The sequence below is a fragment of the Leisingera sp. XS_AS12 genome, from assembly GCF_041224635.1.
Taxonomy (GTDB): Bacteria; Pseudomonadota; Alphaproteobacteria; order Rhodobacterales; family Rhodobacteraceae; genus Leisingera.
In genome coordinates this window covers 1-14,118 of sequence record NZ_JBGFGM010000066.1, presented here as the reverse complement: position 1 = coordinate 14,118, position 14,118 = coordinate 1, and the positions used below count along the sequence as shown (strand labels likewise).

Sequence of the window (14,118 nt, the reverse complement as noted above, 5' to 3'; positions counted from 1 at the left end):
TGCAAGGGCCGAATAGAGCGCCGGGCGCTGTCAGGACGGGACGCTTTGCGAGGCCACGGCCTTGCGGTCGGCGGTTGGTCGCTCGCCGAAGCGGCGGCAGTAGTGTTTCGAAAAATTGGCAACGCTGGTGAAGCCGGAGGCCACGGCCGTTTCAAGGACGGACATGTCGGTCCCCAGCAGCAGCGCTCGGGCGCGTTCCAGCCTCAGATTGCGGTAATACTGCAACGGGGTCGTCTCAAGATGCTGTTTGAACAGGCGTTCGATCTGGCGCATGGAAATGGGTTCATCCCTGACCAGATCATTGAGCGGCACAGGGTTGTGTATGGTCTGTTCCATCTTGTTCACAATGCTCACGATCGCGGGATGTCGGCTGCCGACCCGCTTGGAAACCGGATGCCGTTGCGCACGGCTGTAGTCGTTACCGAAGTCGTGTAGGCAGATTTCTGCAACGCGTCGGGCGGTCTCAAAGCCGAAGTCTTCCTGGATCGTCGAAAGAGCGAAATCCAGGCTGGCGCTTCCACCCGCGCTGCAGGAAAGCGTGTCGCCTGGCAGGGTGCGCGCGTCGCGGCAATTAATGCCTTGGAACTTTTCCTCGAAGACCGGGAACAGCGACCAATGCAATGTCAGGTCGGCATTGGCCGCGAGTCCGGCCCGGGCGAGCGTGAAAGCCCCTGTCCCGATTGCCGCCACTGCGCCCCCGAAGCGCACATGCCTGCGTAGCCACTGCAATGTCTGTGCCGAAGCCTCCATATAGCCTGTGCTGCCCGAGCAGACGACCAGACAGTCTGTCTGTCGGGCCGCCGCCAGACGGCCGTCGACCGGGAAACTGATCCCGTTTGAACAGGCAACCGCCTCGCCGGTTTCGGAAACCACCGACCAGGAATAGGCGGGAGCGGTGGTCACGCTGTTGAACACACGGAAGGGTTCTATTGCTGCGGTGAAATCCAGCATGTTCGCTCCGGGAAGGAGCAGGAACTGGAAATGGCGTATGCCGTCCTTCTCCGCAGCGCATAGGGCTTCGTCGCTGCGGAATCTGGCCGCGGATTTGGGATCCAGATACATCTGTGACGTCCCTTTTAGTTGCGGGTCAGGTTTTCAGAAGTGTTTTGAGATCGCTGCCGGGGTCGCCCACCAGGTCAGGGGGGGCAGATTTCCCGGCGTCTAATAGCCGTTTTGCAATCATATAGGCGCGCGGGTCGTTCATGGCATCGGCGGCGATCAGGGTATTCTCCCGGTAGTACCAGACCGAGACGCTCCCGTCGGGCGCGGCGCGCGTTACGGTGCTGTCGTAACCAGCATTGAGGCCGGCGATCTGCAATTTGACGTCGTACTGATCGGACCAGAACCACGGTTTCGGGTCATAGACGGTGGGGACCCCGGCGATGTTTGCGGCAATCACTTCGGCTTGGTCTATGGCGTTGCCGACGCTCTCCAGCCGGATCCGCGTGCCGCGGAAGGGCAGGGAGGCACAGTCTCCGGCCGCCCAGACATGCGGATCGGAGGTGCGCCCGCTGGAATCCGTCACGATGCCATTGTCCACCGCCAGCCCGGCCGCGGACGCAAGCGCGGTGTCCGGGGTGACGCCGATGCCGAACACGATGAAATCGGCCGCGATGGTGCTGCCTTCGGCCAGCTCCACCCCGGTTGCGCGCTCCGTGCCGGTGACGCGGGCGAGCTGGGTGTCTTCCAGGATGCGGACGCCGTTGGACTGGTGCAGCTCGCGGAAGAACGCGGCGGTTTCCGGCGCCGCGACGCGCTGCAGGATACGCGGGGCGGCCTCGATCAGCGTGACCTCGAGGCCAAGCTTGGCGGCAACGGCGGCCACTTCCAGCCCGATGTAGCCGCCGCCCGCGATCACCAGCCTGCGGCCGGCCTGGAACTCGGGGGCAATCGCGTTGATATCCGCGATGCCACGAATGGTGTAGGTCCCCGGCAGCTCTCCGCCAAGCGCCGCGGGCAGGCGCCGGGGCGACGCGCCCGTCGCGAGGATCAGGTGGTCATACGGGAGCGTTCCGGACCCGCAGGCAACGCGCCGGTCCGCGGTGGAGACCGCGGTGATCTCCTCGCCCAGGCGCAGCGAGATCTCCTGCTCGGCATAAAACGCCTCGGGGCGCAGGAACAGCCGGTCCCGCGGCATCTCTCCCAGCAGGTAGGCCTTGGACAGGGGCGGGCGCTGATAGGGCGGATGCGGCTCCGCGCCGATCAGGGTGATCGGCTTGTCATAGCCGAGATTGCGCAGCTTGACCGCGGCGGAACAGCCCGCCTGGCCGGCCCCGGCAATGATGACTCCGTGATCGCTCATGTGATGTGTCCTTTGGCTTGGGAGCGCGCTCAGCAATATTCCCGGTCGGCGATGTTCAGGGTCCGGTCGAGGATGCCAAGACCGGTCATCAGGTCCTCCTCGCTGATGTTTAGCGGCGGGGTCAGGCGGATGACGTTGGAGAAGAACGACAGGTACAGGCCCGCGTCCATCGCAAAACCCATCATCTCGGTCATCGGTCCGGCATCCGGGCCCTTGGCGGCAAACGGTACGAGCGGCTCGCGGGTCTCGCGGTTCTTCACCAGCTCGATGCCGTTGAACATGCCCTTGCCGCGGATATCCCCGATCGAGGGGTGTTTCTCGGCCAGCCTGTGCAGCTCCGCTCGCATCTTCTCACCCATCGCGGTGGCGTGGGCGAGGGTGCCTTCCTCCTGCATCGCGCGGATCGCGGCGACGCCGGAGGCACAGGCGAGCGGGTGGCCCGCATAGGTGAGCCCACCGGGCAGCGGGGTGCTGCGCAGCCAGTCGTGCAGTTCGGTGCTGACAGACATGGTGCCAAGCGGCACGTAGCCGGAATTGATGCCCTTGGCCGCGGTTATGATATCCGGCTGCACATCCCAGTGATCGACGGCAAACCATTTTCCGGTGCGGCCGAACCCGGCCATCACCTCGTCTGCGATCAGCAGGATGCCGTATTTTTCGCAGGTTGCCTTGATCGATTGCAGATAGCCGTCCGGCGGTACGATGATGCCGTTGGTACCGACGATGGGTTCCAGGATCACCGCCGCCACGGTGTTCGGGTTCTCATACATGAGAAGTTCTTCCAGGTGCGGCCCGCCTTGGGCGACCGGACAGTTGGCCGGGTCGCGGTGGCCGGTCGGCAGGCGGTAGACATAGGGGTCCAGCATCCGCACCACGCCGGGCATGTCGGCGCGGGTCAGGTGGTGACGCGGATCGCCGGTCAGCGACAGCGTGCCGCCGGTGGCGCCGTGGTAACTGCGATAGCGGGCAATGATCTTGCTCCGCCCGGTGTAGTGCCGGGCCAGTCGGATCGCGGTCTCATTGGCCGCCGAACCGCCGGTGGTAAAAAACGTCGAGGAGATATTGGCGGGCGTGATCTCGTTCATCAGCGCCGCCAGCTCCGAGCGCACGTCCGAGCCCATCGCCGGGCCGATGTAGCACAGCCTATCCGCCTGATCCTTGATCGCCTGTACGATCTTGGGGTGCTGGTGGCCGAGGTTGGCATTGACCAGCTGTGATTGGAAATCGAGATAGCGCTTGCCGTCGCTGTCCCAGAACCACGAGCCACTGGCGCCGGTGATCACCCGCGGTTTGCCCCCTTGTTTCGACCAACTTTGCAGATAGTGGCTGGCGTGCATCTCTTGCACCCAGGCGGGATCATGGGAAGGGTAGGCGTTCGAGAAGTCGTCCATGGGTCTTGCCTTTGGTTTTACTGCTGTGGTCAGTCGAGGAGGGCGATGGACTGGCCAAGCGCCTCGGCGTCGGGGGATACGCCCAGCCCGGTGCCTTCAGGCGGGGCAATTCGGCCATTGCGGCGGCTGGGCGCGCTGGGATCGAGCCGCGGGCCGACATAATGGGACAGGTCGCAGGTGTTCATGATGCCGCGCGCCGGAGTCGAGGCCGCCAGGTGCAGCAACGCTGCGGTGGTGATGTCGCTGCCCCAGGTGTCCTCAATGCACATCTGGGTGCCGAGGGCGAGGCAGAGATCGCGTGTCCGGCGCATGGCCGAGAGACCGCCCATCTTGGAGAGTTTCAGCGCCGCTGCGTCCATGCAGCCGGCCTGATGGCCCGCCATGATGGATTGGATGTCGCGGGCGCTTTCATCCAGCTTCATCGGCAGGCCGGTGGCCGCGCGCACATGGGCGCACTCCTCGATCGTCGCGCAGGGCTGTTCCAGCATGATGTCGAGATGGGCCACCGCCCGGCCCACACGGGTTGCGGTCAACGCATCGGCGCCACAATTCCAGTCGCCATAGACCAATGGGCCACTGCCGACCGCTTCGCGCACCTGCATCAGGCGCGCAACGTCGGCTTCCCAGTCGCCGTCGGCGCCAAGCTTTACCTGGAACTGCCGCATGCCGAGGTCATAGGCCTCGCGCGCCATGCGCGCCATCTCACCCGGCTCGACGCAGGTGATCGAGTGGTAGAGCGGCATGTCCGCCACCGCACGGCCGCCCAGCAAGGCATAGAGCGGCAGCCCGGCGGCCTGGGCGGTCAGATCCCAGAGCGCGGTGTCGATGGCCGACTTGGCGTACTCATGGCCGATCAGATGCTTGTTCAGGCGCTCCATCAGCGCTTCGGGCCCGACCGGATCGGCACCTATCAGCACCGGCGTCATTTCCTCCAGCGCCGGGATCACCCCCTTGGCATAGGCGGGTAGGTAATGCGGGATCGGGCAGACCTCGCCCCAGCCGATATGCCCGCTGTCGGTGTCCAAGCGCAGGACCACTGACAGCGTCGTGTCGCAGGTCTTGCCGTCGGCCATGTAGTAGGTCTCGTGACTGGTCAGCGGAACTTCCCAGGCGGTGATACGTGTGATCTTCATGTTGGACCCATTACTGTAAGCGCGGCGGGGAGGCGCCCCCGCCGCTGTTTGTCACTGAGCGGCAACCAGTCTGGCGTCGGCGCGCGGACGTTCGGAGGCGGGATCGTAGGCTGGCGCGCCGAGGATGCGGCCCTTGCGGGGCTTGCCTGCGATGAGCACCTCGACCTCAGTGCCGTGTTCGGCGGCCTGTGGCTTCAGATAGGCAAAGGCAAGGATCTTGCCGACAGTGTGTCCATAGGCGACCGATGCTGTGGCACCCACGACTTCGCCGTTGAAGAGGACCGCTTCGCCGCCATGGCCGTCTTCGATACCGTCGGGCTCAATTTCAAGATAGGAACAGAGCCAAGGCAGTTCATCGGCTTCAGCTTGCGCAGCGCTGGCGCGGGTGGCCTCGCTCCCGAGAAAATCTTTGTCGAGCTTGACGAAACGCAAAACGTTCGCTTCGGGCAAGGTGACTTCGTTGGTCAGCTCCCCGGCGCCTGGAAAGGCTTTTTCCATCCGTAGACTGTTCATGGCGAAAGAACCGTAGTTCTCGATGCCATACCTCTCACCCGCAGCCCAGAGTGCGTTGTAGACGTCGACGCAGGCCGCATCAGGCATATGAATCTCCCACCCCAGTTCGCCCGCATACGACATGCGGAAGGCCCAAACCTTATGGCCAGCGACGGTTATTTCTTGGGCCGAGAGCCACCGGAACCCGGCGTTGGAAAGATCGGCATCGGTACATTGCGCGAGAACGTCCCGTGACTTTGGTCCGTTGAGCGACAGGGCGGACCAATCCTCGGACAAGCAGGCGATGGTGACGTTCTCATCCGCAAGATTGTGGTTCAGATGATCCAGCAGGCGTTGCTCAAAAAAGGCGGCGCATACGAGGTAAAACCGGTCTTCGGCCATACGGACGATGGTGGTTTCCAGTTCGATCCTGCCGCGGCGGTTCAGCATGTGAGTAAGGGTAATCGAGCCATCTTTTTGCGGCATCCGGTTGGCGGTCAGCCGGTCCAGAAGTGCATACGCGTCCGACCCCGACACCATGATCTTCGTAAAGGCGGTGACGTCCATGATGCCGACCCGTTCGCGGACAGCCCGACATTCCTGCGCAACCATGTCGAAGACTTCGTTGCGGCGGAAGGAATAGTAATCTCGTTGCTCCACCCCATCGCGAGCGAACCAGCGAGGCCGCTCATGGCCGAAAACTTCCTCATAGACGGCCCCCTTTTCCTTCAGCAATTCATAGAGCGGCGAGGGCTTAATCGGGCGACCGGCTAGGCGATTGAAGTGCGGGAACGGGATTTCGTGGCGTAGTTTGTAGTCTTCATGGGCTTTTAGGACCTGCCAGTCCTTTTTTGCATAGGCCCCAAAGCGGCGCGGGTCATAGTCCCGCATGTTGATGTCGGCGGCGCCATGCACCATCCATTTCGCCAGTTCGCGAGTCAGCCCCGGTCCCCAGCCGATGCCGATCTGGGTGCCGCAGCAGCACCAGTAGTTCTTGGCTCCGGGCGCCGGGCCAACCAGCGGGTTGCCGTCCGGCGGATGCGAGATTGCGCCGTGGACTTCCCGGGTGATGCCCAGATCGGCAAAAATCGGCATGCGCTCCAGCGAGTTTTCCAGCCAGGGCATGACGCGGTCGTAATCCGCCTCGAACAGCCAGTTCTCGTACTCCCAGGGGCACTCGTCGTGCCATACTGAATTCGAATTTTCCTTTTCGTAAATGCCGATCAGCCCCTTTTTCTGCTCCATGCGGATGTAACCGGAGACCATCTTGTCGTCGCGGATCACCGGCAGTTCAGTGTCGAGATCCTTGAATTCGGGCACGTCCTCGGTAACGAAGTAGTGGTGGGTCATCGACGTCATCGGCAGTTGCAGGCCTGACCATTCGCCCATCTGGCGGGCATAGGTGCCGCCAGCGTTGACAACATGCTCGCAGATGATGGTGCCCTGTTCGGTCTCCACCACCCATGCCCCGTCATCGCGTTGGGTGATGTTGGTTGCGCGGCAGTGGCGGAAGATCTTTACGCCGTTCTTCCGAGCCCCCGCAGCCAGCGCCATGGTCACGTTTGAAGGGTCAACGTGGCCGTCATCAGGCGTGTAAAGGGCGCCGATTACGCCGTCGAGGTTGTAGAAGGGGTGTTTTTTAGCGATAAACTCTGGGCCGACCAGCTCGATATTGAAACCGAGCGCGCGGCCGACCGACAGGGTGTGTCGCAGCCAATCCATTTCGTCTTTGGTGTAGGCCAAGCGGAATGAGCCGCAGCCATGCCAAGTGACAGCTTGGCCGGTCTCGGATTCCAGTGTCTTTGAGTAGAGGCCGATGTTGTAGTCGACCATCTTGCCCAGCCCGTAAGAGCTGGTGGAGTGTGTGATCTGACCCGCGGCATGCCAAGTGGAACCGGAGGTCAGTTCAGCTTTTTCGAGCAGGACCGTTTCCTCCCCCCAGCCTTCGTGACCCAGGTGATAGGCCAGCCCGCAGCCCATAACCCCTCCACCTACAATGACGACTTTCGCTCGTGTCGGCAGTTCTTTCTTGGACATCGCTAATTTTCCCGTTGGAGAGTCGCAGATTTTGATGGACTTGATAGTCGTACAGATGTACCAAAGTCAACATCAAATGGTACATGCGGTTGCGCAAGGAGGTGTCATGAATTTTTCTGCCGTGCCAAACGCGGGTTTGGAGGCGCTCTCAAAAGTGCTTGAGGATCTCACGCCTCAAGTTCGCAAGGCCGCCCGTTATGTGATGGAAAATCCCCAGGATATTGGCTTTTCAACGGTTCGTGAGGTGGCCGAAGCGGCGGGGGTAAAGCCCAACACTATGGTGCGTATGGCCCGCCAGGCCGGTTTTGAGGGGTATGAAGAGTTCCGCGAGCATTTCCGGGACGCTATCCGCAGTAGTGAAGCGACGCTTTCCGGCCGAGCCCGATGGCTGCAGGATGTTCAGAAACGTGGTGGGATGGGCGAACTTTACGCGCAAATGGCCGAGAGCGCCTTGCGAAACATCGAAGCCACTTTTTCAGCCACCAACGAGGTTGAATTGCAGGCGGCTGCAAGGGCGATTTGGGAGTCGCGCAATGTCTACACGTTGGGTGTGGGCGTGAACCATGCCAACGCGAGCAACTTTTCCTATCTGGCCTCCACTGGAATGACGGAATTTCATGCCATCCCTCGCCCAGGCTCCACTGGGGTGGATGATTTGGCAGGGACACACGAGCAGGATTGCCTTATTGCGATCACCTGCGCGCCCTATCGTACCGAAGTTGTGGAGGCTGTGCAGGTCGCGAAAGCCCAAGGGGTTCAAATCGTTGCCCTCTCTGACTCGCCAGTATCGCCAATAATTCGCGCTGCGGACTTTGGCTTTGTCATATCGACGGAAACCCCGCAATTTTTTCCGTCATCGGTTTCAACCATAGCGCTCCTTGAGACATTGCTCAGCTTTGTCATTGCGATGTCTTCTGAAGAAGTCGCGGAGCGCGTCGAACAGTTTCACAACCGCCGCCACCAGCTTGGCCTATATCATGAGGACGTGACATGACCTTCTCGCCAATCCGATCACTGGACGCCAGTTATTATGTCGACCCGGAAATCTTTGAAAAAGAGATGAGCGGCTTGCTCTCGCGCACTTGGCAATTTGCGGGGCACGCATCTGACATACCCAACCAAGGCGACTATTTTGCCTTCGAAATCGCAGGCCAAAGCCTATTTGCCATTCGTGGGCGCGACAACGTAATCCGAACCTTTTACAATGTATGCCAGCACCGCGCGCATGAACTGGTGTCAGGCACGGGGAATACTCGTGTTGTGGTTTGCCCGTACCACCAATGGACCTATGAACTCACGGGAGGTTTGCGGGCAGGCCCGAACATCAAGAAAGTTCCTGGCTTTGATCGAGAGAAAATCTGCCTGACCGAAGTGCGTACCGAAGATTTTCTTGGCTTCATCTTCGTCAACCTCGACAACGAAGCGGCGTCGATGGATGAGTGGTATCCCGGTGTCCGCAAAGAAATTGCCGAGTTTGTCCCTAATGTTATGGAGTTGGCGCCCTTAGAGTGGGTGGAAATTCGGGAGAACTGCAATTGGAAAGTATCGGTGGAGAACTACTCGGAATGCTATCATTGCCCGAGTAATCACCAAACTTTTTCCGAAGGCGTCATCAAGCCTGAAACCTATGACATCCAGCCTGACGCTAATGGCGGCTACGTCCTGCGACACACGACCGAATGCCAGAGCTTGGAGAAGATGACCTACCCGGTCGATCTGGATAGCAACGCCCATGCTAGTGACTACCAGAGCTGGTTCCTTTGGCCGATGTTCTCGTTCCAGTGCTACCCGGGTAACGTGCTGAATACCTATCACTGGCGGGCCAATTCGGTGGACAGCTGTACCGTCTGGCGCGGATGGTACACCGAAGGCGGTTTTGAGAGTGATGTCATCCGAGGTCTCGCAGTACAGGACCGCGAAACTACAGTTGCCGAGGACATCCGCTTGGTTGAGTCTGTCCATCGAGGGCTGAAGTCCAAAGGGTATGTTCCCGGTCCATTGGTGCTGGATCCATCGGGCGGGGTAATGAGCGAACACTCGGTCGCCAAGCTGCAGCAGTGGATGCGCGAGGCTGTGGAGTAACCACAATCCAAAAAACTCAGACGCTTAGAGCTTCGGAGAGCTACCCCGCTCTCCGGGCCAAGGAGGTTGCGTGATATGCAAGAAGTGAAGTCGTATTGGCAGAACTATATAGACGGCAATTGGGTCGACGGTGGCGGTGGGCAGATCGATGTGGTCAACCCTGGCACCGGTGGAAAACTGGCCGCACAGGCGCTCGCAGATGAGAGAGACGTCGATCAGGCGGTAATGGCAGCGCGCCGCGTGCATCTGTCTGGTGAGCTGAGCGATCTGCGACCGGTCGAACGCGGACGCATGGTGCAGGCCATGGGCCGCTACCTGTTGGAACATATCGATGAGATCGCGCCGATTCTGACGCTGGAGCAGGGCAAGCCACTCTGGGAAGCCCGGGTCGAGATCGAGGGCGCCGCGCGCTACTTCGAGTATTACGGCAACCAGGCGGAAACCGTCGAGGGCCGCTCGATCCCGCTGGGCGCGGACTACTTCGACTTCACCACCTATGAACCCTATGGGGTTTCCGCCCAGATCATCCCCTGGAACTACCCGGTCGAGATGACCGCGCGCTCGCTTTCGGCGGCCTTGGCCACCGGCAACAGCGTGGTGATCAAGACCCCGGAACTGACGCCGCTGAGCAATGCCTGGTTTGCCCATGCGGCCGAGGCGGCGGGCCTGCCGAGAGGCGCCGTCAACATCCTCAGCGGGCTGGGCCACGAGGCCGGCGCGGCGCTGTCGGCGCATCCGCATGTCAACCAGATCGTCTTCACCGGCTCGGTGCCCACCGGCATTGCCATCGCCAGCGCGGCGGCGCGCAACGTGGTGCCCTGCGTGCTGGAACTCGGCGGCAAGTCGGCGGCGATCGTGCATGACGACGCCGACCTTGAAGTCTTCGAGAACGATGTCCGCTGGGGCATCTTCTTCAACGCGGGCCAGGTGTGTTCGGCGATGAGCCGGGTGATCGTGCATGAAAGCCGCCACGACGAGCTGGTCGAACGCATCTCGACGATGGCCCGCGGCCTCTCGGTCGGGCCGGGGATAGAGCGGCCGGACTTCGGCGCCAACATGGGCCCGATGGTCAGCGAAGCGCAGCGCGACCGCGCCGTGGCGATGGTATCGGACGCGGTCTCGGCCGGGGCCAAGGCGGCGGCCGGCGGGCGCAAGATGAACATCCCCGGCGCCTACCTGGAACCCACCATCCTGACCGGGGTCTCCCCCGACATGGCCATCGCCAGCGAGGAGGCCTTTGCCCCGGTGCTGTCGGTGCTGACCTTCCGCGACGATGCCCAGGCCATCGAGATCGCCAACGGCACGCCCTACGGGCTCGTCGGCGGCGTTTTCACCCGCGACATCGACCGCGCCACGCAGGCCGCCCGGCAGATCCGCGCGGGCCAGGTCTTTGTCAACGAATGGTACGCGGGCGGGGTGGAGACGCCCTTCGGCGGCTACGGAAAATCCGGCTACGGGCGCGAAAAGGGCCGGGAGGCGCTGTGGAATTACGTGCAGACCAAGAACGTGGCCATCCGTTTGCGGCGCTGACCCCCGAGACACCGTTTGGCACTCACAGGGAGGAAACCTAAATGCCAATTAAACCGCCATTGACGGAACTGCCGATAGAAACCGCGGACAGCGGGTTCTACCGTGGTTTTGCGAAGGACGTCGCGATAACTGCCAAGCTTCTTGTGGGCGGTTTGGTCATATGGGCCGTGGCGTTTCCGGACAACGCCGGCTCGGTACTATCCGGGTTGAACGCCTTCATTCTAGCCTCATTCAACTTTTGGTACGTCTACGTGATGGCCTTCTTCTTCTTGACCTGTGTGGGTGTGGCGGCTTTGCCTGCCTCCGGTCGGATGAAACTGGGGCACCCTGACGATAGACCGGAGTTCTCCCGGTTCTCGTGGATCGCGATGATGTTCGGAGCGGGTATCGGGATCGGCATGTTGACCTACGCGACTGGTGAGCCGATCTACCATTTGCAGAATAACCCCGACATCATTCAGGGCCATGCCGAAGCGTCCACCGCCGACGCCGTTCGCTCGGCAAACAAATGGGCCTTCCTTCATTGGGGGCTGCATGCATGGGCCAGCTACGCTATTGTCGGATTGGCACTGGCTTATTTTGCCTTTCGGCGCGGCCTACCTCTGACAATCCGCTCTGCATTGACGCCGTTGTTCGGCAAACGCCTGTCTGGCCCACTTGGGCTCATCATTGACGTGGCCGCGGTCGTGGCGACCGTCCTCGGCGTCGCGCAAACCTTGGGCTTCGGGGTCAACCAATTTGTTGCAGGTATCCATCGCGTAGGCTTCGGGGATTGGCTATTGACCGAGGCAGGGGCACCGTCTAACGCAGCGATCGCAGTGGCTCTGCTTGTCATCGTCGGCGCCTCAACGCTTTCGGCCCTGTCGGGAGTGGGGAAGGGCATCAAGTGGTTGTCGAACATCAACATGGTGCTCAGCTTTGCGCTGTTGGGCTTTTTTCTGATTTTCGGTGCGACGCTTTTCGGCTTGCAATCCCTGTTCGTCGGAATTTTCGACTATCTGACGGCACTTCCTGCCCTGCTTTTCACAGTCTGGAACAGTGACGGCGTCGATGGCTCCGTTTCGAGCCAGCTAGCCGACTGGCAAGGCGGCTGGAGCATATTTTACTGGGCGTGGTGGGTTGCTTTTGCACCCTTTGTGGGCATGTTCCTTGCGCGAATTTCGAAGGGGCGCACAATCCGTGAATACGTACTGGGAGCGGTCATTGTTCCCTCGCTGATGTGCTTCGTCTGGTTTGCATTGGTCGGCGGCACGGCAATCGAGCTGGAACTGTCCGGCATGGCGCAAAACGCCATTATCGGCACCAGCCTCTCGGACCAGCTGTTTGCCACCCTTGCAGTGATGCTGAACGACACCTTGGCTTGGATCTTCTCCATCATGGTGGTCGTTTTGCTGCTCACCTATCTGGTGACTTCTGCGGACTCCGCCGTGCTTATCATCAACACCATCAATGCCGCCGGCGACGAAGGCCCGAAGGCGCGGCCGCACATCCTGTTCTGGGGCGGCGCCTTAGCGCTGGTGGTCGGTGCATTGCTCATGCTGGGCGGCTTGGGCGCGATCCAGACCGCGATGATTATCGGCGCGCTTCCCTTCAGCCTGGTCATGGTTCTGATGGCGGTCTCGGTGCTCAAAGCGATCTGGCGCGACAGCCAACGTGAGCGACACGGCCTTGCAACGCTTCACGAACAGTCGCGAGACACAACCCCTGCTGAATAAGCTGATCAATTCGGCAGACCTGTGAAAAGTCTGCCGCAACCACAACGAAGGAGTATCAAAATGGATGAAGATCTGTTCGAGCGTGGATTGGCGCAGCGCAAATCCACGCTGGGTGCTGAATACGTCGAAAACAACCTTGCCGCTGCCGATGATTTCACGCGCCCGTTCCAAGAAGCGATGACCGCTTGGTGCTGGGGCTTTGGCTGGGGCGACGACACCATCGACGCGAAGACACGCTCAATGATGAACCTCGCGATGATTGGCGCTTTGGGTAAGATGCACGAGTGGGAAATTCACTGCAAAGGCGCGTTGAACAACGGGGTCACCAAGGAGGAGATCCGATCGATCATTCACGTGATTGGCATCTACTGCGGCGTGCCACAATCGCTTGAGTGCTTCCGTGTCGCGCGTAAGGTGCTGACCGAGCGTGGCTTGCTGGAGTGATTGGCTATGGCAAAGATCACGTATGTTTCTTTTGAAGGCACCGCCACAACTGTGGAGGTACCTGTGGGAGCTACTGTAATGGAAGGCGCGCGCGACAACGGCATTTCTGGGATCGCGGCCGATTGCGGTGGTGCTTGCGCCTGCTCAACTTGCCATGTCTACGTCGATCAGCAGTGGATCGGCAAGTTGCCAGCCAAGGACGAAATGGAAACTGACATGCTGGATTTTGCATTCGAGCCAGACGAGCAACTTTCCCGGTTGACCTGCCGGTTAAAGGTGACCGCGGAGCTGGACGGCTTGGTGGTGCGTTTGCCGGAGAAGCAGATTTGACCTGATAAGCCAGCCTTGAACGTGTCGGCGACGAAACGCTCCGGCACGTTCTTACGGCACATAAAGGTGTTCGAAGGATTCAAAAAGCGGGGTGTTAGGTTTTGGAGTCATTGGTTCAGCACTGTAGCGGATTTCGATCGTCGGCTTGTCTTTCAATCCGCACGGAACTTTAGATCTGAAGCGTATTTGGTACAAATCAGCCCGAGAGTATCTATATATCGATAGTAGTTGAAGGAGATACCAAAGGGCCACAGTCCTCGTGGCAGGATTTCCTGTCAGAAAGGATACTTTTCTCTGAAGTGTTCAGGACACGGCTGAGGCCTTAAGCTATGATCTCCGCGTTGTAGGCATTGACGATTAGGCTTGGAGGAAGGGGTAGCGATACGGCATTTTGATCTGCGATCTGGACCGGCCGCTGGTTATTGAACTCCTGCCAAACATGGAACCGGCCACGGTCGAGCCATAGGTGGTGACCTGCCCCCCGCAAAATCCCTCACCATGAAGTAGAGTCTGCCCAACCTTGCTCTGCTACCCAACCTTGGACCGCCGGAAGCTGGATTTTTCCGGCTCTGTCACGATGACGGGCTGGTAACGCCATCGGGATAATGCATGGCAATCGGGACGTTGTATCCGATTGCGCTGTGAGGTCTGTCCTCGTTGTA

General features: G+C 60.5%; 11 protein-coding genes. 6 read left to right on the top strand and 5 right to left on the bottom strand.

Annotated elements, in window-relative coordinates:
• Positions 1 to 30: 30 nt before the first annotated feature.
• Genes AB9K35_RS03630 through AB9K35_RS03610 form a run of 5 tightly spaced genes read right to left on the bottom strand, consistent with a single transcriptional unit; the run spans position 31 to position 7,355 of the window.
• Positions 31 to 1,062 carry a GlxA family transcriptional regulator gene (locus AB9K35_RS03630; protein ID WP_369924548.1) on the bottom strand — a complete coding sequence of 344 codons (1,032 nt, stop codon included), beginning with the start codon at positions 1,060 to 1,062 and terminating at the stop codon, positions 31 to 33.
• Between the two features lie 25 nt (positions 1,063 to 1,087).
• Positions 1,088 to 2,302 carry an NAD(P)/FAD-dependent oxidoreductase gene (locus AB9K35_RS03625; RefSeq protein WP_369924547.1) on the bottom strand — a complete coding sequence of 405 codons (1,215 nt, stop codon included), beginning with the start codon at positions 2,300 to 2,302 and terminating at the stop codon, positions 1,088 to 1,090.
• A gap of 29 nt (positions 2,303 to 2,331) precedes the next feature.
• A complete protein-coding gene (locus tag AB9K35_RS03620; RefSeq protein ID WP_369924546.1) occupies positions 2,332 to 3,693 on the bottom strand; it encodes an aminotransferase class III-fold pyridoxal phosphate-dependent enzyme in 1,362 nt (453 codons plus the stop codon).
• A 29-nt stretch (positions 3,694 to 3,722) separates the two neighbouring features.
• A complete protein-coding gene (locus tag AB9K35_RS03615; protein ID WP_369924545.1) occupies positions 3,723 to 4,826 on the bottom strand; it encodes a mandelate racemase/muconate lactonizing enzyme family protein in 1,104 nt (367 codons plus the stop codon).
• Positions 4,827 to 4,877: 51 nt separating this feature from the next.
• Positions 4,878 to 7,355: an FAD-dependent oxidoreductase gene (locus AB9K35_RS03610; protein WP_369924544.1), complete on the bottom strand. Its 2,478-nt coding sequence runs from the start codon at positions 7,353 to 7,355 to the stop codon at positions 4,878 to 4,880.
• A 106-nt stretch (positions 7,356 to 7,461) separates the two neighbouring features.
• Here AB9K35_RS03610 and AB9K35_RS03605 point away from each other — a divergent pair, with 106 nt between their 5' ends.
• The 6 genes from AB9K35_RS03605 to AB9K35_RS03580 all read left to right on the top strand — a co-directional run bounded on the left by AB9K35_RS03605 (position 7,462) and on the right by AB9K35_RS03580 (position 13,456).
• Complete coding sequence (locus tag AB9K35_RS03605; RefSeq protein ID WP_369924543.1) at positions 7,462 to 8,349, top strand: MurR/RpiR family transcriptional regulator; 888 nt, start codon at positions 7,462 to 7,464, stop codon at positions 8,347 to 8,349.
• Complete coding sequence (locus AB9K35_RS03600) at positions 8,346 to 9,437, top strand: aromatic ring-hydroxylating dioxygenase subunit alpha (RefSeq protein ID WP_369924542.1); 1,092 nt, start codon at positions 8,346 to 8,348, stop codon at positions 9,435 to 9,437. Before AB9K35_RS03605 ends, AB9K35_RS03600 begins: the two co-directional genes overlap by 4 nt.
• A gap of 75 nt (positions 9,438 to 9,512) precedes the next feature.
• Positions 9,513 to 10,967, top strand: a complete 1,455-nt coding sequence (locus AB9K35_RS03595) for an aldehyde dehydrogenase family protein (RefSeq protein ID WP_369924541.1) — start codon at positions 9,513 to 9,515, stop codon at positions 10,965 to 10,967.
• A 41-nt stretch (positions 10,968 to 11,008) separates the two neighbouring features.
• A complete protein-coding gene (locus tag AB9K35_RS03590; RefSeq protein ID WP_369924540.1) occupies positions 11,009 to 12,682 on the top strand; it encodes a BCCT family transporter in 1,674 nt (557 codons plus the stop codon).
• 60 nt (positions 12,683 to 12,742) lie between these two features.
• Complete coding sequence (locus AB9K35_RS03585) at positions 12,743 to 13,126, top strand: carboxymuconolactone decarboxylase family protein (protein ID WP_369924539.1); 384 nt, start codon at positions 12,743 to 12,745, stop codon at positions 13,124 to 13,126.
• 6 nt (positions 13,127 to 13,132) lie between these two features.
• Positions 13,133 to 13,456, top strand: a complete 324-nt coding sequence (locus AB9K35_RS03580) for a 2Fe-2S iron-sulfur cluster-binding protein (protein WP_369924538.1) — start codon at positions 13,133 to 13,135, stop codon at positions 13,454 to 13,456.
• Positions 13,457 to 14,118 lie beyond the last annotated feature (662 nt).